Below are 20,760 nucleotides of genomic sequence, written 5' to 3' on the forward strand. Positions count from 1 at the left end.
CTGGACCATGAATTCGAGGGAGACGGCGGATCGCAGCACCCATTTGGTTTGCGATCCCGACGAACTGCGCAGTCTCTTTCTGTTCGAGAAGCTCACCGACGCACAGCTGGAGCTGCTGTGTGCCGACGGACGCATCGAGATCGTCGAGCCGGGCCTGGTCTTCCGCGAGGGCGATCCGGCCACCTGCTTCTACGTCATGATCGACGGCGAGGTGCAGCTGACCAAGCTCTCCGGCGGTGCAGAGATCGAGATGTCGCGCACCGACTATCGCGGTGCGTACGCGGGTGCGTGGACCGCCTACCTCGGTGACAAGGCCGACCAGAACTACACCGCCTCGATGTATGTGACCCGGCGGTCGCGGTTCTTCGTACTCGACGCTGGCTCCTTCTCGCGGATGATGCACGAGTGGTTCCCGATGGCGGTGCATCTGCTCGAGGGCGCGTTCTTCGGTAACCGCAACAATCTCGAGCGGATCAACCAGCGCGAGCGGCTGCTCGCCTTGGGCTCGCTGTCGGCGGGCCTGACCCATGAGTTGAACAATCCGGCGGCCGCCGCGGTGCGCGCCACCTCCGGACTGCGCGATCGGATCGCTGGCATGCGGCACAAGTTGGCGATGATGGCTCAGGGCAAATTCGACACCGTATCCCTGGAGGCGCTGGTGCGCCTGCAGGAGGAGGCCGCGGCCCAGGTCGCGAAGGCACCGGAGCTGACGACCTTGGAGGCCTCCGAGCGCGAGGACATCCTCAGCGAATGGCTGGAGGACCACGGGATCGACGACGGCTGGAATCTGGCGCCGAATTTCGTGCAGGCGGGCTTCGATGTGGATTGGCTGGAACGGGTTTCGGCCACCTTGGAGGGCTCCCCGGACCGGGTGTTCCAGGGTGCGATCCGGTGGCTGAACTACACCATCGAGACCGAACTGCTGATGAACGAGATCGCCGACTCGACCACCCGCATCTCCACCTTGATCGGTGCGGCCAAACAGTATTCGCAGATGGACCGGGCGCCGTTCCAGGTGGTCGACATCCATGACCTACTCGACAGCACGCTGGTGATGCTCAGCCGCAAGATCGGCGACGGTGTCAAGGTGGTCAAGGAGTACGACCGCACGCTGCCGGAAGTGCCCTGCTACGCAGCGGAATTGAATCAGGTGTGGACCAACCTGATCGATAACGCGGTATACGCGATGGACGGTAACGGTAAGCTGACCATCCGCACCCGGCACGAAAACGATTGCGCCGTCATAGAAATCGGCGATACCGGGCCCGGTGTGCCCCCGGAGGCGCGCAGCCGTATCTTCGAACCGTTCTTCACCACGAAGCCGGTGGGCGAGGGCACCGGTCTCGGCCTGGATATTTCGTTCCGGATCGTGGTGAACAAACACCACGGCGATATTCAGCTCGATTCCGAACCGGGCAACACCAGATTCACCGTGTGGCTCCCGCTGCACCGCCCGGAGGAAACCGACGACATCGAGGCGCAGTCCGTAGCCGATACAGGAGGTCAGCGATGACGCAGGAACTGGATGGCATCGACCCGACGATCGCGCCAAGCGGTCCCGGCTGTATGGAATGTGAAGCGGCCAATGGCTGGTGGGTGCACCTGCGCCGGTGCGCGCAGTGCGGGCACATCGGCTGCTGTGACACTTCACCGGAGCAGCACGCCTCCAAGCATGCCAAGGACACCGGGCATCCGTTCATCCAGAGCTATGAGCCGGGCGAGGATTGGTTCTTCGACTTCCGCTCCGACGAGATGTACAGCGGCGGACCGGAGCTCGCGCCGCCGACGCATCATCCGGTGAACCAGCCGGTACCGGGCCCGCGCGGCCGGGTGCCCGCCGACTGGCAGGAGCATATCCACTGACATCAGGGATCGTTCGGAAGACCGCAAGGGGCACACCGCACTGTGGGCTCCATGACACCGAACCGATCCAACCCGGTACCCTGCACCGGACGCGCCGGAGACTCCGGTGCCGCGAGTTACCGGGGAACGCACGTGATCAAGCGAGTTACCGCCATCGCCCTGGCCACCGGGGCGGTGGTCTTCGCGCTGGCCGGATGTGGCAGTTCGGACGATTCCAGCACCGACGCGAACGGTCTGCGCAAGGGCACGACGGGCACGAGTACGCCCGCGAGCACCACGGCCGGGCACCCGACCGGTACCGCACCGACCGCGAACGCCGACGCACCGACCACCACCAAGACCACGGCGAGCAATTCCTCGCTCGGCCCGGCGTCCAGCACCAGCTGCGGTGAGTTCAAGAAGTTGGACAGCACCGAGGAGAAGACGCTGATCGAGAAGGTGCTCGCGGAGAATCCGGGCAGTGCGTTCGAGGGCAGCCCGAATGTCGCCCTCGGCACCGCCAAACTCGTCTGCCTGGCCCCCACCTACGCCGACACCCCGGTCGCGGTGGCCGCCGGGATCGTCGAAAAGGACAAGTAGGCGCAGCAGCGCCATCGGCATCAACGCAGAATTGCAGGGCGAAATCAGCGGACCGAGGCACTCGGCCGCCGACTTTCCGCACGTCCAGCCATCGATCCGACGGTCCGGCGGCCAACCGCACGCATGCGCGGGCAGAATGGCACGGTGGCAGAACTGGCGCTCACCGCGCGACTGAACCCCTCCGCCGCCGATGCCAGGCGCGGGGTGGTCCGACTGCATCCGGAGGCGCTGACCGCGCTCGGGCTGCGGGAGTGGGACGGGATCGCGCTGGTCGGGTCGCGGCGCACCGCGGCGGTGGTCGGGGTGGCCCCGGCTGGCACACCGGCCGGGGTGGCGCTGCTGGATGACGTCACGCTGTCCAATGCCGGACTGCGCGAGGACGCGAATGTGGTGGTGTCGCCCGCGACGGTCTACGGCGCCAGACAGATCTCGGTGAGCGGTTCGGTCCATGCCACCAGGACCATTCCGGCGGCGACGCTGCGCCAGGCACTGCTCGGCAAGGTGGTGACCGTCGGCGACGCGGTATCGCTGCTCCCCCGCGATCTCGGCCCCGATATCAGCTCTTCGGCTGCCACCCAGGCACTTTCGCGCACCTTCGGCATTGCGTGGACCACCGAACTGCTGACCGTCACCGCGACCGATCCCGGACGCGCTCCGGTGAGCGTACAGCCGAATACCGCGGTCGTATGGGGTGCGGGGGCGGTGGCGGCCCGGGATTCCGCCGATCGGGCAGCGGCCGGGATACCGAGCCCGACCGGTGAGACCGCGCGCGGCGTCACCGAGGCCGCGGCCATGCAGACCATGGCCGCGACCGACGGCGCGGGCGCGGGCTGGGGTACGACGATCGGTGCATCCGCCATCCCGGTCGAGGATCTGGCGGGCGCGCACGGGCAGGCCGCGAAACTGCAGGAATGGCTCAGCCTCGCACTCGATGAACCGGAGCTGCTGAAAGCCCTCGGCGCCACCCCCCATCTCGGGGTATTGATCACCGGTCCGGCCGGGGTCGGCAAGGCCACCGTGGCACGCGCGGTGGCCGCGCCACGGCGCATCGTCGAACTGGACGGCCCAACGGTCGGCGCGGCCGAGAGCGGCGCGCGGTTGCGCGAGGTCGCCGCGGCGGTGGCCGAAATCTGTTCCGGACGTGGCGGAATCCTGCTCATCACCGATATCGACGCCCTATTGCCCGCACCGGCCGAACCGGTCGCCACCCTCATTCTGGATCAGCTGCGCGCGGCCATCGCCGCACCCGTCGTCGCCTTCCTCGCCACCACGGCGCATCCGGCCGGTATCGATCCGCGACTGCGGGCGCCGGATCTCTGCGATCGCGAGCTCGCACTCGCGCTGCCGACCGCGGCGGTGCGCAGGGTGCTGCTGGAGCAGTTGCTGCGCAAGGTGCCGACCAAGGATCTGAAGCTCGACGAAATATCAGCGCGCACACCGGGATTCGTGGTCTCGGACCTGGCTGCGCTGTGCCGGGAGGCGGCGCTGCGAGCGGCATCGCGAGCCAGTAAACAGCATTCGGAGCCGGAGCTGACGCAGGCGGATCTGCTCGGCGCCACCGAGGTGATCCGGCCGCTATCGCGTTCCGGCACAGAGGAACTCGCGATCGGCAGCCTCGGTCTCGATGACGTCGGCGATATGGTCGAGACCAAAGCGGCACTGACCGAAACCGTGCTGTGGCCGCTGCGTCACCCGGATTCGTTCGCCCGCCTCGGCATCCATCCACCGCGCGGCGTACTGCTCTACGGCCCGCCCGGCTGCGGCAAAACGTTCCTGGTGCGCGCGCTGGCGGGTACCGGCCAGCTCAGCGTGCACGCGGTCAAGGGTGCGGAGTTGATGGACAAATGGGTCGGCGCATCCGAACGCGCGGTGCGCGAATTGTTCCAGCGCGCACGCGATTCCGCACCATCGCTGATCTTCTTGGACGAGGTGGACGCGCTCGCGCCGCGCCGCGGTCAGAGCAGTGATTCCGGTGTCGGCGATCGCGTGGTCGCGGCACTGCTCACCGAACTCGACGGCGTGGAACCGCTGCGTGATGTGGTGGTCCTCGGCGCGACGAACCGCCCGGAACTGATCGATCCGGCACTGCTGCGGCCCGGTCGCCTGGAACGCCTGATCTTCGTGCCGCCGCCGGATGCCGACGCCCGACTGGAAATCCTGCGAGCCGCGGGAAAGTCGGTGCCGCTGGCCGCCGATGTCGACCTCGCCGCGCTCGCCGCCGACCTGGACGGCTATTCCGCGGCCGATTGCAGTGCCCTGCTGCGCGAGGCCGCACTGGCCGCCATGCGCCGCGATGTGGCGGCCGCCGATGTCACCGCCGCGGATATCGCCGCGGCCATGGCGGTGGTGCGGCCGTCACTCGATGCCGATCAGGTCGAGTCGCTGCGCCGGTACGCCGACAGCCGGCGATAGCCGTTGCCGATGGAGGCAAACCCCCGGTAACCGGCGCCTTCCTGGCGTTTCCGCAGATCCGACATGTTCGGGCGATGTGGGTGCAATCACAGTATCGCGGGTTGCGCGGGGGTAAGTTCGACGAGGTGCACAAGATCGGCAATGCGGTCGACACGATCACGGCCTGCGTCGGGGCCGCGGTCGCGGGCGTCGCAATGTTCCTGCCGATCAACTTCAGCTGGACCGCGGAGACCTCGCCGTATCGGCTGGCCAGCCTCAACAACAGCGTTCCGCGCGGGGCCGCGATCGGGGTGATCGTCGCGGTCGCGGTCGCGGTGCTGGTGACCACCTACAGCAAGCCGATGGTGGCGTGGGCGGTGGCGCTCGGCGCCGCGTTCAGCATGGATATCAACCACTTTGTCGGACGCCATGTTTCCTCGGCCGACACACTGACCACGCAGAACTATCTGGATTCGATCCTGGCCGGAGTGCTGCTCGGCGCACTGGGCGCCGCGGTACTCCGACGACCGGGTCCGGCAGCCGGATTCGCGATCGGCGGCGCGGGATTCTTCGTCTACGGTGATCTGGCCGAATTATTGGAAGCCACCGACGGCGATCCGTATTCGGTGCTGGAGACACCGCCGCGCTGGCTGCTCGGGGTGGCGGTGGTGTTGCTCATCTTCAGTACGCTGCGCAACCGATCCCAGCCCAGGCATGAGAGTTCACCGACAACGGTCATCGAACTTCCGGTGACGCCGATCCTGGCCTCGATGGTGCTGGCACTGGTGATCCTGGCGGTCACCGAATGGCTGGCGCGGCAGTATCAGCACGCACCCGCTGTCGGTCACGCGGTCGAGATCGGGATGGCGGTGGCCGCGACCCTCATCGCCGCCACCGCCGCGGCCATGCTGCTGCCCGGCCGGGACGGGTCCGGGGTGTATCTCGCGGTGAGTCTGGTCGCCGCCGCCGACGCGGTCGGCGGCGACACGAGGCCCGGTTGGAGTATCGCCGCGCTACTGGTTCTCACCGCGCTCGGGCTGCTGGTCGGGCGCCGTCTGCCCTCGATGTTCGTCGCCATCTCGCTGATTGCCGGGCTCGCGGTATTCGCGCTGGTGAAGTCAGCCAGCAACCAGGGCTTTGTGATCGCGGCCAGCAGCGCCGTCGTCGCCATTGCGGCCGGTTACTGTTGCGGCGCCGCCTGGCCCCGCTACGCGCCGAGCGGCGTACTCGCGATCGCGGCGCTGTATCTGCCCTCGATAATCACCGCACTGCCGCACGACTCCGCCGAATGGCCACCGGCCGGGAGCGCCAACCACCAAACGCTGGCGGGCCGGACTGCGCTCGCCATCGTCTGTGGCTCGGCCCTCGGTCTGGTGGTACTGCGCCGAATCCGGCCGCGCAGCCGACCGAAACCGGACCACCCCGTCGCAGGCGAATCGGTAGCGGATATATAGCCCAATCGCGCGGAGATGGCATACGCCATACCCGCTCGGCCGATGAAAGTCCCAGGCCCTGGGTAACATCATTCGCATCACGCCGCCGCAACTACCCGCCGGAGTGCAGTTTGCTCGCAATCCTGCTCGCGCTCGCGATGGCCGCACTGGCCGCTCCCCTGTGCGTGCGGATGTTGGGACGCAACGGTTTCTATGTACTCGCATTGGTGCCGTTCGGCTGCCTCGGCTGGGTGATCGCGAATTGGGGTAGTACGCAGCGGGTTCGGGTCGGCTGGGCGCCGAGTATCGAGATGAACATCGAGCTGCGCTTCGACACGCTGGCCGCGATCATGTCCGCGCTGGTACTCGGCATCGGAGCGCTGATTCTGGTCTATTGCGCCCGGTATTTCGAGGACGACGAACCCCGGCTCGGGGTATTCGCCGCACAGCTGGTCGCCTTCGCCGCGGCCATGTTCGGGCTGGTCACCAGCGATAATATGTTGCTGCTCTTCGTCTTCTGGGAAATGACGACGGTGCTGTCGTTCCTATTGGTCGGCCACAATGCCGAACAGGCCGTCAGTCGACGGGCGGCGATTCAGGCGCTGTTGGTGACCGGCGCGGGTGGGCTGGCGATGCTGGTCGGGATCGTCATCCTGGGGCAGGTCGGCGGCAGTTATCTGCTGTCGGATCTGCTGGCCGGGCCGCCGACGGGCGGCGCGGCGACGGTCGCGGTGGTGCTACTGCTGGTCGGGGCGTTGAGCAAATCGGCCATCGTGCCGCTGCACTTCTGGCTGCCGGGCGCGATGGCGGCACCGACACCGGTCAGTGCGTATCTGCATGCGGCGGCCATGGTAAAGGCGGGTGTGTATCTGGTTGCCAGGCTCGCACCGGCGTTCGCCGGTAGCCCGGCCTGGCATCCGTTGATCCTCACCCTCGGCGTGGCGTCGATGGTGCTCGCGGGGTTGCGGTCGCTGCAGGTGACCGATCTGAAGTTGGTGCTCGCCTTCGGGACGGTGAGCCAGTTGGGGTTGCTGATCCTGTTGGTCGGGATCGGCACACCCGATGCGGCCTTGGCCGGAGCGGCATTGATCGTGGCGCACGCGCTTTTCAAGGCGTGTTTGTTCATGGTGGTCGGGATCATCGACCACGGGGCCGGGACGCGCGATCTGCGGGATTTGTCGGGGCTGGGTCGTCGGGCTCCGGTGCTGCGCGCTGTCGCGGTGCTCGCCGCGCTCAGCATGGCCGGAATACCGCCACTGCTCGGATTCGTCGGCAAGGAGAGCGCGCTCGGCGCGCTCCTGGACGCGGATATCCTCGCCGAACCCGCCAGGTTGGTGCTGACCGCCGGTGTGGTGCTCGGATCCATATTGACGGTCGGCTACAGCATCCGATTCATCTGGGGCGCCTTCGCGGACAAGGAGCTACCGCCCCTGGCGCCGGATGCCGATCGCGGTTTGCACGGGCGCGGTCACTGGCATGCGCCGGGTGTGACATTGCTGGGCGCGCCCGCGCTGCTCGCGGTCGGCAGCCTGGTCGCCGGCCTTGTCGCACCATGGCTGGATCGGCTGCTGAACCCCTATGCGAAAACCCTTCCCGGCGTGCTCGACTCGCATCCAGCACTCTGGCACGGGTTCAATACCCCACTGGCACTGACGATTCTGGTCATCTGCGCGGGCATCGTGTTGTTCCGCATGCGCGGTCGCATCGGCGAATCCGCGACTCTGCTCGGCAATGCCGACCGCGCCTACGACGCCACCCTGCGGGGCATGGACCGGCTGTCACTGCGGATGACCGGTGCCGTGCAGCGCGGTTCGCTGCCGCTGAGTCAGGCGGCGATCCTGGTGACGCTGATCCTGCTGCCTGCGGTGCTGCTCGCGGTCGGCACCCGCACCGGTATTCGCCTGCGCCTGTGGGATTCGCCGTTCCAGGCGGCAATCGCCGCGATCATGGTCGCCATGGCGTTGTGCGCGACCGTGCTGCGCAACCGGTTGGCCAGCGTGCTGGTCGTCGGTGTCACCGGCTACGGCTGCGGTGTGATCTTCGCGCTGCACGGTGCGCCCGATCTGGCGCTCACCCAATTCCTGGTCGAAACACTGACTCTGGTGTTCTTCGTGCTGGTACTGCGCGCCTTTCCAGCCGAGATCGAGGCAAGCCGCACGGCCGCATTCAAAGTGCGCAGGGCCATCCTGTCCGTGCTGGTCGGTACGACGGTGGTGGTGCTGGCCGCCTTCGCCATCGCCGCGCGCTCGACCGAACCCATCTGGCACCTGATCCCCGATGCCGCATACACATTCGGGGGCGGCAAGAACGCGGTCAATGTCCTGCTGGTCGATATCCGGGCCTGGGACACCCTGGGCGAGATCTCGGTGCTCGTCGTGGCGGCGACCGGTGTCGCGTCGCTGGTATTCCGCCATCGTCGCTTCGGCAGCGCCCCGCGCGCGGTGGATGCCCCGAACTACGATCCGGACCTGGTGAGCTGGCTACCCGCGGGCCGGTTGGTGGATCGGCGCTACCGATCGATGGTCCTGCAGATCACCACCCGGTTGGTCTTCCCGACCATCATGGTGCTGTCGGTGTACTTCTTCTTCTCCGGCCACAATGCCCCCGGCGGCGGTTTCGCGGGCGGACTCACCGCCGGACTCGCGCTGACGCTGCGCTATCTCGCGGGTGGCCGCTATGAACTCGGCGAGGCACTACCCGTCGACGCGGGACATCTGCTCGGCGCCGGACTTGCGCTGGCCGCCGGAACCGCGGCCGCCTCGCTGCTGGTCGGCGCGCCGCCGCTGTCCTCGGCGCTGCTGGAGGTGACGCTGCCGGTGATCGGGCACGTCAAGGTGGTGACCGCACTGCTGTTCGATCTCGGTGTCTATTTGATCGTGGTCGGCCTGGTACTGGACGTGCTGCGCAGCCTCGGCGCCCGTCTGGACAGCGAACTTGCCAGCGCCGAGGACGAATCCGCCTCGCCGCGAGGAGGTTTCCAGTGAGTGTGAATCTGACCCTGCTGATCCTGATCGGGATTCTCGTCGCGTGCGGGGTCTATCTGATCCTCGAACGTGCGGTGTCGAAAATGCTGCTGGGCATGATCCTGTTCGGCAATGCGGTGAATCTGCTGATCCTCGCCGTCGGCGGGCCGCACGGGCGACCACCCATCCGCGGCGAGGCCGACCAGGCTGGCCAGGAGATGGCCGATCCGCTGGCGCAAGCGATGATGCTCACCGCCATCGTGATCACCATGGGCCTGGCGGCCTTCGTGCTCGCGCTCGCCTATCGCTCCTACATCCTCACCACCACCGAGAACGTGCAGAACGAACCGGCGGACGTCGAGGTCGCCGCCCGGCGCGAGGGCGAGGATCCGGAGCATTGAGCGATCCGCTGACCACGCTCGCACCGCTGCCGGTCCTGGTGCCATTGCTCGGGGCCGCGGGCACATTGGTGTTCGGACGACGGCCCCACATCCAGCGCACGCTGATGTTGGGCGTGCTCGCCGCCGTGGTCGTCATCTGCGCGATGCTGTTGTATCTGGTCGACCGCGATGGCACAACCGCCCTACAGGTCGGCGGCTGGGCCACGCCGATCGGCATTACGCTGGTGGTCGACCGGCTCTCCGCGGCAATGTTGCTCGTCTCCGCGATCGTCTTGCTCGCGGTCTCGGTCTACGCTGCGGGCCAGAATATTCGCGACGGTGACGAGCGGCAGCCGACCTCGATCTATCGGCCCACCTATCTCGTACTCACCGCGGGTGTTTCGGCCGCCTTCCTGGCCGGCGATCTGTTCAACCTGTTCGTCGGCTTCGAAGTCTTGCTCGCCGCATCCTTTGTGCTGCTCACCGTCGGTGCGACCGCGGACCGGATCCGGGCCGGTATCGCATACGTGATGGTCTCGATGATGTCGTCGCTGATCTTCCTGACCGGTATCGCGCTGGCCTACGCGACCACCGGAACACTGAATCTGGCCCAGCTGGCCGTGCGAATGGGCGAGGCGCCCAATGGCATTCGGATGGCCGTCTACGCGGTGCTGCTGGTCACCTTCGGCATCAAGGCGGCGGTCTTCCCGCTGTCGAACTGGCTGCCCGACTCCTATCCCGCCGCCCCCGCCCCGGTAACCGCCGTATTCGCGGGCCTGCTGACGAAAGTCGGCGTGTACGCGATCATCCGGACCCACACGCTGTTGTTCCCCGACGGCGGCTTCGACGACATACTGCTCGTCTGCGGCCTGCTCACCATGCTGATCGGCATATTGGGCGCGATCGCGCAGAGCGATATCCGACGGCTGCTGTCGTTCACGCTGGTGAGCCATATCGGGTACATGGTGTTCGGCATCGGACTTTCCACCGCCGCCGGACTGTCCGGCGCGGTGTTCTATGTGGCGCACCACATTCTGGTGCAGACCGCACTGTTCCTGGTGGTCGGCCTGATCGAGCGGCAGGCGGGCTCGGTATCGCTGCGCCGACTCGGTGGTTTGGCGACGGCGAGTCCACTGCTGGCCATCCTGTTCCTGGTGCCCGCCTTGAATCTCGGTGGCATACCGCCGTTTTCGGGCTTCATCGGCAAGGTCGCCCTACTGCAGGCGGGCGCGGCGGATGGCAGCGTACTGGCCTGGGTGCTGGTCGGGGGTTCGGTGGTGACCAGTCTGCTCACGCTGTATGCCGTCGCGCGGGTGTGGAGCAAGGCGTTCTGGCGGCCGCGCGCCGAGGCACCCGAGGGGCATCTCACCGCGGCGAAACCGCCTACCCTGGTGGAGGATTCGACCGATGTGCGCTATGACGAGCGCACCGATCCCGGACGGATGCCGCTGCTGATGGTGCTGTCGACGACAGCACTCGTGGCGGCCGGTCTCTGTCTGACCGTCTTCGCCGGTCCGGTCCTGCGCATTGCCGATCGAGCGGCAACGGACCTGAGCGATCCCACGGTGTATGTCGGTGCGGTGCTGGGCAGTTCGTCCGCCGAACACGGCAAAGTGAGCAAGGGGCCGATCCGATGAGCGAGCGAAGCATATGCGTGGTGCGGTTATGAGTACCGGCGCGGCACGCTTGCTGCCCAGCCGGGCGACGGCGGTGCGGATCGGCGTGCTGTTGTGGCTGACGATCGTCTGGTTGATGCTCTGGGGCGATCTCAGTGTCGGCAACCTCTTGGCCGGACTCGGCGTCGGCGCATTGATCATGCTGACCTTGCCGCTGCCCCGGGTCCCGGTATCCGGGCGGTTGCATCCGGTGTCGCTGGCCGAATTGATCATTGTCAGTGCGTATTACGCGCTGGAATCCAGTCTGCAGGTGGCCTGGTTCGCGGTGCGTCCGGCGCCACCGCCGGTCTCCGGCGTGCTCCGGGTGAATTTGAGTATGCGATCGGATCTGGTGCTGGTGTTGTGCGCCGATGTGCTCAATCTGATCCCCGGCACGATGGTGCTGGAGATCGACCGTCAGCGCTGTCTCATCTACGTGCATGTGCTGGATGTGAGCAGCGAGGCGGCGGTCGATAGGTTCTACCGGACCACCCGGCGGCTGGAGCGGCTGCTCATCTCGTCGTTCGAGCGCCCCGCCGAATGGCGTTCGGCCAGTAGAACTTCCGATCCGGAGGTGCAATCGTGATCGTTGTCGCCATGGTGTCGGGCATCATGCTGACGGTCGCCGCCGTACTCGTCAGCTACCGCATTCTCGCCGGACCGGACACCCTGGACCGGGTCGTCGGCATCGACGCGCTGATGGCCATCGCCGCCTCCGGACTCGCGGTCTGGGCCGCATACACCGACGACGCCACGGTCGTGCCGGCGATCGTGGCGCTGGCCCTGGTCGGCTTCCTCGGCTCGGCCGCGGTCTCCCGATTCCGAGTCAGGGATGACGTATGAACCTATGGCACTTGGCCGCCGGAGCCCTCATCCTGACCGGCGCGACACTCGCACTGACCGCATCCATTGCCATCGTGCGCTTCCCCGACACCCTCTCGCGCATGCACGCCGCCACCAAACCTCAGGTGGTCGGTCTAGTCCTGGTGCTGGCGGGCACGGCGATCCAATTGCGCGGCCACGGCAATATCGGGATGCTGGTGCTGGTCGGCCTGTTCACCCTGCTCACCGCCCCGGTGATCGCCCACTTGATCGGCCGCACCGCCTACCGGGAACAGCGCTACCGTGACGGGCTGCGGCGCGTCAATGAACTGCCCGACGACACCCGCTGAGCCGCATCAGGATCGGACCGGAATCGGCTCCTCGGCTGCGCTCACCGGCACCACGGCGAACCAGGTCGCGTGGAATGCGGCGGCCATGGCGGCCAGCAGCGCGAGTACGACAGTCCCGGCCAGCACTGGATATTCGGCCATCGAGACCGCGAGATAGCGGAAGGCCAGCAGCAGTGTGCCGAGGATCGCCGCGCCGAACAGGACCAGTCGCACGCGGAACCAGCCCCAACCGCGTTCGGGATCGCGCAGCACGGAGTCGACGGTCAGGCACAGCACCGCGCCCGCGACCAGGTCGACGCCGTAGTGGTAGCCGAAGCCGAGGGTCGCGGTCAATGTCGCGAGCAGCCAGAACGTGCCGAGGCAGCGCAACCACAGCGGAGCGCGGGAACCGTCGGTGTCGCGGCGGGTGTGCAGAAAAACCGACAGCGCCCATGCGGTGTGCATGGAGGGCATGCAGTTGCGCGGTGTGAAGGCGTCGAAGGGCATCGGCGCCGGATTGCGGTCGACCGGTGGGATGACACCGGGCCAGAAGTTGCCCACCTGCAGGCCGTGGCCGTCCGCGCCGAAGGCGAACATCGGACCGACCACCGGGAAGATCACATAGATGACCGGGCCGAGCAGTCCGAGCACCAGGAAGGTGCGCACCAGATAGTGACTCGGCCAAATACCGGTCGAAACCACCCGGCGCAGCTGCCACACCGCGACAACGATCGCTGCCACCGGAAGTTCGATATAGACCCAGTGCAGTACCGCGTAGACGGCCGGTCCGAGTGCGTCCACCACCCGACCCATCACCCAGGACGGATCACCGAGCGCGTGGTCGGCGAGCGCCACATAGACGTCGTAGACCTGTGGGCGGCTGACCACCGTAACGTGCAGCCACACATCACCGACCTTGGTGGCCAGGACCAGCAGTGCGCCGAGGGCGGCGGCGTGCAGCGCATTGCGCCGCTCGACCCCGCGCCAGCGCAATCCCGCGACCAGCGCCAGACCGGTCAGCACAATGGTCGGACCATTGCCGATGGCGAACGATGCACCGCCGAGCAGTCGAATACCCGCCCACACCGCATCGATACCCGCCGCGATGCCGACCGCGATCATCCTGCGGCGCTGCGAGATTCCGACCAGGGCCAGGATCAGTCCGGCCCACGGCACCGACATGGACTTGGGCGTGCCGACGTAGTCGTGCCACAGACTGCCGAGCGGACCCTCGAAATCGTGCCCGATCGAACCCAGCTGCAGGGCGATGAGCAGCACCGGCACCGCCGCGATGGCGGCCACCACCCAGATCCGCGAGCGTAGCGCGCGCACCCGCTCGATGCGGCTGCCACGGCTGTCCTTTTCGAGCGCTTTGCGAGCTATCGCTACGCGTTGACCCGGATCTTCGACAAGCACATCGACCATAGTAAACGGGGGATGAACGCCATCCCCCTGGCCAACTGAACGTCAGCCGACCGTTCACCCCGGCCGAACTACTGGTCCAGCTCCTTGACCAGGGCATCGACGACCGCGACCAGATCGCCCTGTGTGCTCGCGGCCACTTTGCGCTGGCGCTGATAGGACGCACCGCGCTGCGGGATCTCCGCCACGAGCGCGAGTTCGTCCGCACATCCCAGCCGCTTGGCGGTCGGCTCCAGCCGGTGCAGCAGATCCGTCAGATCGTCGGTGACCAATCGCTCATTGCTGTCGTCATCGACAATGACGATCGCGTCCAGGCCGTAGCGGGCGGCCCGCCACTTGTTCTCCTGGACATGCCACGGCGGAATGGACGGCAGCACTTCACCGTTCTCGAGACGCTGATCGAGGTCGACGATCAGGCAGTGGATCAGCGCAGCCATGGCCGCCAGCTCCGCGCGGGTCGAAATCCCATCGCAGACCCGCACCTCGATGGTGCCCCATTTCGGCGCCGGCCGGATATCCCAGTGCATGCCGCCGAGCTGCTCGAAGACCCCGGTCTTCATCTGGTCGTGCACGAAATGCTCGAACTGCGTCCAGTTTTCGAATTGGAACGGCAGACCGGCGGTCGGCAGCTGCTGGAACATCAGCGTCCGGTTGCTCGCATAACCGGTATCCGCACCGGCCCACATCGGCGAGGACGCGGACAGCGACAGCAGATGTGGATACGACAGCAGCAGCGAGTTCAGAATCGGAAAGACCTTCTCGCGGTGCGAGACTCCGACGTGCACGTGCACGCCCCAGATCATCATCTGGCGGCCCCACCACTGGGTGCGATCGATCAGCTCGTCGTAATGCGCTGAGCGCGTGAGCTGTTGGGCCGACCACTGGGCAAACGGATGGGTGCCCGCACAGAACAGATCGACGCCGAGCGGATCGGCGGCACGGCGCACGGTATCCATGGTGCCGCGCAGATCATCGACCGCCTCGCCGACCGAGTTGTGCACACCGGTGACGAGTTCGACCGTATTGCGCAGCAATTCCTTGGTGACCTGCGGTGTGCCATCGTAGGCGCGCAGCTCGCCGAGCGAATCGAATACGGCCGCAGCGGTATTCGACAGATCGCGGGTCACCTTGTCGACGAGTGCGATCTCCCATTCGATACCGATAGTGGGCCGGGGCGAGCCTGGGAAGGGAACCCGCGCGATTGCTGTCCCGGCCATATCGGTGAACCTTGCTACTGGATGACGCCGCAAGCGACGCGGCCACCCGCGTCGCCGGTCGCAAGAGTGGTCTCGTCCGGACCCGCGACACCGTCGGCGCGGACATAACGATTGGGGATATTGCCGAAGTTGTCGGCGTCGGCGTGGATCATCAGGGCCTTGCCCTTGATGTCGTCCAGGGTCACCGCATCGGTGGTGGTGACCAGTTTGGCCGAACCGTCCGCACGGACCTCGAGCGAGGTCAGATCGCCGCTGGCCGGATGCGCATTGGCGCTGCCGACCTGCAGGTGGCCACCGGCGGAGAGGAAGTCACCCGCGGGACCGCCGGTGGGCGCGACCGAATTCGGCTCGCACTTGCCGACCTGGTGGATGTGCAGGCCGTGGAAGCCCGGACGCAAACCATGCGCCTCGACGCTGACCTGCAGGTGGTTACCGTCCTTGGTGATATTCGCGACGGCGACCGAGGCGCCGGCGGGATCCTTCAGGTCGACCTTCACCCCCGGGTTCGCGTTCGGAGCGCCCGTCTCGGTGCCGAACTCGCCCGCGGGCGGGGCGGAAGCACCCGTCCACACCGGGGGCGTCGTTCCCTTGACTTCGCTCGATTCCTGACTGTTCGAACAGGCGGCAAGGCTGAAGACCGCGACAGCGAGCACCGGGGTCACAGTCCGCCAGGACGGGCGACGAGTTGTGTACGGGGCCATCGGGGGAACTCCTTTACGAGTACCGAGTTTACGAGTAAAGCTGGGTGGACACGTTCGTTACCGGACAAGATGATGCCACGCCCGCCGTGTCGTACCGTGACAGGGCCGTGTCGCGGCGAGGCGGTATTCATTTCGCGACGCTCCTGGGACCTCATGGTCACGCTCGGGCTACCGCCTCCCGGCCCATCACTCGGGCCGAGATACACCTCAGTTGCCCGTGACAACCACCGTGACACCCGAACCCGAACCGGCGGCTCGCGGCTCGGCGGTCACGCCCAGTTCGTCGGCAATGGCCAGTGCGGCCTCTTTCTCACCGGGGCTATTGCCGTAGTACACAGTCGTATTCGAGATATTCGGGCCGGGATAGTTGCCGACCTCGGCGACCGTCCAGCCGTTGGTGGTGAGCTCATTTGCCGTGCGCGCGGCCAATCCGGGGACCGTGCTGTTGTTCAGAACCCGTACCGGCACCGCGCGATTCGCCGTTGTGGTCGACGGGGTCGTCGTCGGCGTTGTGGTCGACGACGTAGCGGCCGGTTTTGTGGTCGACGCCACCGGAGTGGTCGTCGCGGCCGCCGTGGTTGCCGCGACCGTCGTGGTTGCCGCGGCCTGACCCGTGGTTGCGGTGGTCTGCCCCATTGCCGCGGTCGAGGATTCACCCGCCCCCGAGGTATCGGAGTCCGAACTCGATAACGACATCGCGCCGAGTCCGGCGAACACGATGGCCAGCGCGATCAACACCATCGCCAGCGCGCGCAATGGCGGCCCGCCGGGGGTGGGATTCGAGTTGCTCACGTAAAAGACCCTATCCGCAAACCAGGCCCTGTGGTCGTTGCGCGGGGCCCGCTTTTACGGCGGCGCGTCATACCTGGAAGCCGAGCCTTCGGGCGGCTCGGGCCTTCTGCCTGCTCGCCCGCAGTCGCCGCAGCCGCTTCACCAGCATGGGATCGGCGGCCAGTGCCTCCGGCCGGTCCACCACCGCGTTGAGCACCTGGTAGTACCTGGTCGGCGACATGCCGAACAGCTCACGAATGGCCTCTTCCTTGGCACCGGCGTACTTCCACCATTGCCGTTCGAAGGCCAGAATGTCGTGCTCGCGACGGCTGAGACCGTCACTGCCATCGCCGACCTGCACGGCCGTGACATCTTCGCTCGCAGAAGGGCCGTCCTGGATCGCGGACAGATTCCGAGCCGCTGCGCCGTCCATCTTGCTCCCTCGCCGAGTAAGAACCACCAGACGAAAAATGATGCTCATACGTCGCGGATCATTCAACCACGGGCTCCAGGGATTGCCCCACCTTCGGTGCGGCGTGTCCCTACCGGCCGGTAGCGAGTCGCAACGACGCGTTGTCGGGCGCGCGAACGCCATCGGCAATAATTGACGCCATGGCTATCCTCCCCATCGTGATCGTCGGTGATCCCGTACTGCACAATCCGACCGAACCGGTCACCCAGACGCCGGAGGAGCTGGCCGAGCTGATCGCGGATATGTACGACACGCTCGATGCCGCCAATGGCGTCGGGCTGGCCGCCAACCAGGTCGGCGTGCCGTTGCGGCTGTTCATCTACGACTGCCCCGATATCGATGAGAAGGGTGCGACCGTACGGCGCAAGGGTGCGGTGATCAACCCGGTGCTGGAGACCTCGGAGATTCCGGAGACCATGCCGGATCCCGACGATAACGACGAGGGCTGCCTGTCGGTGCCCGGCGAGCAGTTCCCCACCGGCCGCGCCGACTGGGCGCGCGTCACCGGAACCGATGAGCACGGCAATCCGGTCGATATCGAGGGCAAGGGTTTCTTCGCCCGCATGCTGCAGCACGAGGTCGGACATCTCGACGGCTATCTCTATGTGGATGTGCTGATCGGCCGCAACGCCCGCGCGGCGAAGAAGGCGATCAAGCGGAATGGTTGGGGCACACCGGGACTCAGCTGGATTCCCGGTACGGTGCCCGATCCGTTCGGGCACGATGACTGATCCTGCGGCAGCGGAGTCGGCGCAGCGACCAGATCGGGCGGGCCAACCAGGCGATTCGCCATTGCCCGATATCCAACTGGGTCGGCGCGTTGTACTGCGGTATCGGTTGCCGGCGGGTTATCCACAACCACTCACCGATGTGATCGGCGAATTGGTTTCACTGGATCCGCCGACGGTGCGCGGCGCGGACGGACAGGTCGTCGCGGTTGCCCCCGATCGCGTGGTGGCGATGAAAGCGTTGGGGCCCAGGCCGATTCGCACCAGGGAGATTCGCGCGCTGGAGGCCGCCGCGGCATACGGCTGGCCCGGAATCGAGCAGGCATGGATCGACGGGTGGCTGTTGCGTGCCGGGCACGGATACACCAACCGCGCCAATTCCGCTGTGCCGCTCGGCAGTTCGGATGGCCCGGCGGCGCTCGGCGCGGATACGCTGCAGCGGATCGGCGAGTGGTACACCGCGCACGGGCTACCGGTCCAACTCGCATTGCCCGATCGACTCGCCCCGCTGCCGCCGGGCTGGCGCAGTCTGCGGGAGACCCGGCTGCTCGCCATCGATATCGAGAATTTCGTACTGCCGCAAGGACCGCCGATGGTGCGCATCGCACCCGCGCCCGATGCCGCGTGGCTATCGATGCACCGGCACGGCGGCGAAGACCCTGCGGCACAGGCGGTTTCCACACCGCCGGTGGTCGAGGTATTGACGGCGGTGCACGACGGTGAGGTGGGATTCGCCTCGCTCGGCCTGCCCCGGCCCATCGCGATCGGCCGCGGCGCGCTCACCACCGCGCCGGATGGCCGCCGCTGGATCGGTCTGACCTGCGTCGCGGTGGCGGCCGAGCACCGCAGACACGGACTGGGGTCGCTGTTGTGCGCGGAGCTGATCCGCTGGGGGGCCGACCGCGGCGCCACCCACGCCTACCTCCAGGTCGAGGCCGAGAACACCGTGGCCATCGCGGTGTACCACGAATTGGGTTTCCTCGACCATCACAGCTACCGCTACGCCACGCCGGACGGGCCTCGCTGAACCAGTGGTCCTGCGGTAGAACAGAGCTATAACCCATTGTGAAGGAAGGCATCCGTGCGTCTCGCGACCTGGAACGTCAATTCGATCCGCTCCCGCCTCGACCGGGTCGCGGACTTCCTCGACCGCCAGGACATCGATGTGCTCGCGATGCAGGAAACCAAATGCCGTGATGACCAGTTCCCGTTCGAGCGCTTCGACGAACTCGGCTACGAGGTCGCCCATATCGGGCTGAACCAGTGGAACGGCGTGGCCATCGCCTCCCGCATCGGCCTGGACGATGTGGCCGACGCCTTCCCGAATCAGCCCGGCTTCGATAAGGACGCGGGCGAATCGCTGATCAGCGCGCCGATCGTGGAATCGCGCGCACTCGGGGCGACCTGCGGCGGGGTCCGAGTCTGGAGCCTCTACGTCCCCAATGGCCGCACCCTCGACGACCCGCACTACACCTACAAACTGGAATGGCTTGCCGCCCTGCGTGATAACGGCGCCCAATGGCTCGCCGACAATCCGCAGGCCCAGATAGCCCTGGTCGGTGACTGGAATATCGCGCCGACCGACGACGATGTCTGGTCCGTCGAATACTTCGCCGATAAAACCCACACCTCCCAGCCCGAACGCGACGCCTTCAACGCCATTGTCGAAACCGGCTTCGCCGACATCATGCGCCCCTTCGCCCCCGGCCCTGGCGTCTACACCTACTGGGACTACACCCAGCTGCGCTTCCCCCGAAAAGAAGGCATGCGCATCGACTTCATCCTCGGCTCCCCCGCCCTCACCGCCCGCGCCAAGGACGCCCTGGTCGACCGCGAGGAACGAAAAGGCAAGGGCGCCAGCGACCACGCCCCGGTAATCGCCGAATTCACCGACTGACGTTCAGCGAACCAGAGGAGGTCGTCATCACTCGAGCGGGACGTGAATCTGCCGTCGTGATCTCGCTGCGTGAGTACGAGTCGTTGACGGAAACCGCCTATCTGCTCGGATCCCCGGCCGATGCGCGTCATCTCGAGCGATCCATCGAACAGCTACGGTCCGTTGACGTCGAGCACCACGAACTCGATGAAACCGACGATGGGGACGACGAGTGAAGATCCTCTTCACCCCAGAAGCCTGGGCCGAGCTCGACGGTGGTGCGCGGCAGTCTGCGTGGTCTCCGCGTCGAATTCGGCGAATTCGCAGGTTTTCGGGTTGAAGAGAGTTTCGGTCAACGATGACTCCTCGGCTGTGATCAGCCGTCCGGTTGCCGCTCCGGCGACTTTCATCCGCGACGGTAGAAATATTGTGCATTGATGTAGGAAAGCCATCTTCGGGCTCGGGACCAGCGCGAATCCACGGCAGAACGCTGATATCTTGGTCCGCATGGGTAGCGAGACGGCGGTGCGGCCACGGCAGCGGGCTCAGCATTTGGGCCCCGAGCGTCGCCGACCCCAGGTGCTCGACACCGCACTGGCGATCGCCGTCGAACACGGCATAGCGGCGGTCACCATGGCCGCGATCGCCGAGCGGATGAATGTGACCCGGCCCGTGGTGTACGCCTGCTTTCCGGATCGCGTCGAACTGATCGAGGCACTGATCCAGCGCGAGGAGAGCTTTCTCATCGGCGGACTGCTCGAGGTGCTGCCGCCCCGCGATGTCGACGCGGGCGAGACCGTATTCATCGACGGCTTCTGCGCACTGCTGGAGAAGGCGGCCGATCGGCCCGATGCGTGGCGACTGCTGTACGGCAATCCCGATCCCGCCGTTGCGGATTCATTCGGGCGCGGCCGCAAACTCGCCGTCGAGCGCTGCACCGCACTGCTGCGACCGACACTGCGCGCATGGGGCACCGCGGACGCCGACCACAAACTGCCGGTGCTGGTGGAACTGTGGGTGTCCGCGGGCGAGGGCGCGGTGCGCACCCTGCTCACCGGCGAGGGCGACTGGGATCCGCAGCGCCTCGGGGCATTCGTCGGCTCGGCCGTATACCGCGCGCTGCGCCACGCCTGAGCAAAACGCCACCGATTGCGCCAG

21 protein-coding genes are annotated in these 20,760 nt (G+C 66.7%); 16 read left to right on the top strand and 5 right to left on the bottom strand.

From position 1 onward, the window contains the following. Positions 1–7: 7 nt before the first annotated feature. The 11 genes from ACWEO2_RS08420 to mnhG all read left to right on the top strand — a co-directional run bounded on the left by ACWEO2_RS08420 (position 8) and on the right by mnhG (position 12,436). A complete protein-coding gene (locus tag ACWEO2_RS08420) occupies positions 8–1,513 on the top strand; it encodes an ATP-binding protein (RefSeq protein ID WP_452404717.1) in 1,506 nt (501 codons plus the stop codon). Further along, the gene (locus tag ACWEO2_RS08425; RefSeq protein WP_452404718.1) at positions 1,510–1,863 is read left to right on the top strand and encodes a UBP-type zinc finger domain-containing protein; all 354 of its coding nucleotides are present in this window, start codon (positions 1,510–1,512) and stop codon (positions 1,861–1,863) included. Before ACWEO2_RS08420 ends, ACWEO2_RS08425 begins: the two co-directional genes overlap by 4 nt. A gap of 132 nt (positions 1,864–1,995) precedes the next feature. Further along, positions 1,996–2,442 (top strand): hypothetical protein, encoded by a 447-nt coding sequence (locus ACWEO2_RS08430; protein WP_452404719.1) that lies wholly within the window; start codon positions 1,996–1,998, stop codon positions 2,440–2,442. 123 nt (positions 2,443–2,565) lie between these two features. Continuing rightward, positions 2,566–4,854: an AAA family ATPase gene (locus tag ACWEO2_RS08435; protein ID WP_452404720.1), complete on the top strand. Its 2,289-nt coding sequence runs from the start codon at positions 2,566–2,568 to the stop codon at positions 4,852–4,854. A 74-nt stretch (positions 4,855–4,928) separates the two neighbouring features. After that, positions 4,929–6,287: a hypothetical protein gene (locus tag ACWEO2_RS08440; RefSeq protein WP_452404721.1), complete on the top strand. Its 1,359-nt coding sequence runs from the start codon at positions 4,929–4,931 to the stop codon at positions 6,285–6,287. Between the two features lie 110 nt (positions 6,288–6,397). Further along, positions 6,398–9,250, top strand: coding sequence for a Na+/H+ antiporter subunit A (locus ACWEO2_RS08445; RefSeq protein ID WP_452404722.1), 2,853 nt, complete (start codon positions 6,398–6,400; stop codon positions 9,248–9,250). Then, positions 9,247–9,630: a Na(+)/H(+) antiporter subunit C gene (locus tag ACWEO2_RS08450; RefSeq protein WP_452404723.1), complete on the top strand. Its 384-nt coding sequence runs from the start codon at positions 9,247–9,249 to the stop codon at positions 9,628–9,630. The genes ACWEO2_RS08445 and ACWEO2_RS08450 overlap by 4 nt, the downstream gene beginning before the upstream one ends. Further along, a complete protein-coding gene (locus ACWEO2_RS08455) occupies positions 9,627–11,246 on the top strand; it encodes a Na+/H+ antiporter subunit D (RefSeq protein WP_452404724.1) in 1,620 nt (539 codons plus the stop codon). The genes ACWEO2_RS08450 and ACWEO2_RS08455 overlap by 4 nt, the downstream gene beginning before the upstream one ends. A gap of 28 nt (positions 11,247–11,274) precedes the next feature. After that, positions 11,275–11,850: a Na+/H+ antiporter subunit E gene (locus ACWEO2_RS08460; RefSeq protein WP_452404725.1), complete on the top strand. Its 576-nt coding sequence runs from the start codon at positions 11,275–11,277 to the stop codon at positions 11,848–11,850. Next, entirely contained in the window at positions 11,847–12,107 is a 261-nt protein-coding gene (locus tag ACWEO2_RS08465; RefSeq protein WP_452404726.1) for a monovalent cation/H+ antiporter complex subunit F, read from the top strand. Before ACWEO2_RS08460 ends, ACWEO2_RS08465 begins: the two co-directional genes overlap by 4 nt. Beyond that, entirely contained in the window at positions 12,104–12,436 is a 333-nt protein-coding gene (gene mnhG, locus ACWEO2_RS08470; RefSeq protein ID WP_452404727.1) for a monovalent cation/H(+) antiporter subunit G, read from the top strand. Before ACWEO2_RS08465 ends, mnhG begins: the two co-directional genes overlap by 4 nt. Before the next feature lie 6 nt (positions 12,437–12,442). Here the strand turns inward: mnhG and ACWEO2_RS08475 are convergent, their stop codons facing one another. From ACWEO2_RS08475 to ACWEO2_RS08495, 5 genes are all read right to left on the bottom strand, one after another. Then, on the bottom strand, positions 12,443–13,726 hold the full coding sequence (locus tag ACWEO2_RS08475; RefSeq protein WP_452404844.1) for a DUF5933 domain-containing protein: 1,284 nt from the start codon (positions 13,724–13,726) through the stop codon (positions 12,443–12,445). A 182-nt stretch (positions 13,727–13,908) separates the two neighbouring features. Further along, positions 13,909–15,054: a glutamate--cysteine ligase gene (locus tag ACWEO2_RS08480; RefSeq protein ID WP_355179214.1), complete on the bottom strand. Its 1,146-nt coding sequence runs from the start codon at positions 15,052–15,054 to the stop codon at positions 13,909–13,911. Between the two features lie 14 nt (positions 15,055–15,068). Further along, positions 15,069–15,755, bottom strand: coding sequence for a superoxide dismutase[Cu-Zn] (sodC, locus tag ACWEO2_RS08485; protein WP_452404728.1), 687 nt, complete (start codon positions 15,753–15,755; stop codon positions 15,069–15,071). A 207-nt stretch (positions 15,756–15,962) separates the two neighbouring features. Continuing rightward, a complete protein-coding gene (locus ACWEO2_RS08490) occupies positions 15,963–16,547 on the bottom strand; it encodes a LytR C-terminal domain-containing protein (protein ID WP_452404729.1) in 585 nt (194 codons plus the stop codon). Positions 16,548–16,614: 67 nt separating this feature from the next. Then, positions 16,615–16,959, bottom strand: coding sequence for a DUF3263 domain-containing protein (locus ACWEO2_RS08495; RefSeq protein ID WP_452404730.1), 345 nt, complete (start codon positions 16,957–16,959; stop codon positions 16,615–16,617). A 179-nt stretch (positions 16,960–17,138) separates the two neighbouring features. Here ACWEO2_RS08495 and ACWEO2_RS08500 point away from each other — a divergent pair, with 179 nt between their 5' ends. The 5 genes from ACWEO2_RS08500 to ACWEO2_RS08520 all read left to right on the top strand — a co-directional run bounded on the left by ACWEO2_RS08500 (position 17,139) and on the right by ACWEO2_RS08520 (position 20,736). Beyond that, on the top strand, positions 17,139–17,729 hold the full coding sequence (locus tag ACWEO2_RS08500; protein WP_452404731.1) for a peptide deformylase: 591 nt from the start codon (positions 17,139–17,141) through the stop codon (positions 17,727–17,729). Further along, positions 17,722–18,753, top strand: a complete 1,032-nt coding sequence (locus tag ACWEO2_RS08505; RefSeq protein WP_452404732.1) for an N-acetylglutamate synthase, CG3035 family — start codon at positions 17,722–17,724, stop codon at positions 18,751–18,753. Before ACWEO2_RS08500 ends, ACWEO2_RS08505 begins: the two co-directional genes overlap by 8 nt. Before the next feature lie 54 nt (positions 18,754–18,807). Further along, positions 18,808–19,623 carry an exodeoxyribonuclease III gene (locus ACWEO2_RS08510; RefSeq protein WP_354955501.1) on the top strand — a complete coding sequence of 272 codons (816 nt, stop codon included), beginning with the start codon at positions 18,808–18,810 and terminating at the stop codon, positions 19,621–19,623. Then, a complete protein-coding gene (locus ACWEO2_RS08515) occupies positions 19,620–19,838 on the top strand; it encodes a type II toxin-antitoxin system Phd/YefM family antitoxin (protein WP_452404845.1) in 219 nt (72 codons plus the stop codon). The genes ACWEO2_RS08510 and ACWEO2_RS08515 overlap by 4 nt, the downstream gene beginning before the upstream one ends. A 271-nt stretch (positions 19,839–20,109) precedes the next feature. Further along, positions 20,110–20,736: a TetR/AcrR family transcriptional regulator gene (locus ACWEO2_RS08520; RefSeq protein WP_452404733.1), complete on the top strand. Its 627-nt coding sequence runs from the start codon at positions 20,110–20,112 to the stop codon at positions 20,734–20,736. The last annotated feature ends 24 nt before the right edge of the window (positions 20,737–20,760 follow it).

The sequence above is a fragment of the Nocardia sp. NPDC004278 genome (assembly GCF_053602975.1).

What these genes read in the sequence shown, in the direction of transcription:
- ACWEO2_RS08420 (WP_452404717.1), top strand. Translation starts at nt 8, where the DNA reads ATGAATTCGAGGGAGACGGCGGATCGCAGCACCCATTTGGTTTGCGAT.
- ACWEO2_RS08435 (WP_452404720.1), top strand. Translation starts at nt 2,566, where the DNA reads ATGCGCGGGCAGAATGGCACGGTGGCAGAACTGGCGCTCACCGCGCGA.
- ACWEO2_RS08495 (WP_452404730.1), bottom strand. Translation starts at nt 16,959, where the DNA reads ATGGACGGCGCAGCGGCTCGGAATCTGTCCGCGATCCAGGACGGCCCT.
- ACWEO2_RS08520 (WP_452404733.1), top strand. Translation starts at nt 20,110, where the DNA reads ATGGGTAGCGAGACGGCGGTGCGGCCACGGCAGCGGGCTCAGCATTTG.
- ACWEO2_RS08425 (WP_452404718.1), top strand. Translation starts at nt 1,510, where the DNA reads ATGACGCAGGAACTGGATGGCATCGACCCGACGATCGCGCCAAGCGGT.
- sodC (WP_452404728.1), bottom strand. Translation starts at nt 15,755, where the DNA reads ATGGCCCCGTACACAACTCGTCGCCCGTCCTGGCGGACTGTGACCCCG.
- ACWEO2_RS08500 (WP_452404731.1), top strand. Translation starts at nt 17,139, where the DNA reads ATGGCTATCCTCCCCATCGTGATCGTCGGTGATCCCGTACTGCACAAT.
- ACWEO2_RS08460 (WP_452404725.1), top strand. Translation starts at nt 11,275, where the DNA reads ATGAGTACCGGCGCGGCACGCTTGCTGCCCAGCCGGGCGACGGCGGTG.
- ACWEO2_RS08505 (WP_452404732.1), top strand. Translation starts at nt 17,722, where the DNA reads ATGACTGATCCTGCGGCAGCGGAGTCGGCGCAGCGACCAGATCGGGCG.
- mnhG (WP_452404727.1), top strand. Translation starts at nt 12,104, where the DNA reads ATGAACCTATGGCACTTGGCCGCCGGAGCCCTCATCCTGACCGGCGCG.
- ACWEO2_RS08480 (WP_355179214.1), bottom strand. Translation starts at nt 15,054, where the DNA reads ATGGCCGGGACAGCAATCGCGCGGGTTCCCTTCCCAGGCTCGCCCCGG.
- ACWEO2_RS08440 (WP_452404721.1), top strand. Translation starts at nt 4,929, where the DNA reads ATGTGGGTGCAATCACAGTATCGCGGGTTGCGCGGGGGTAAGTTCGAC.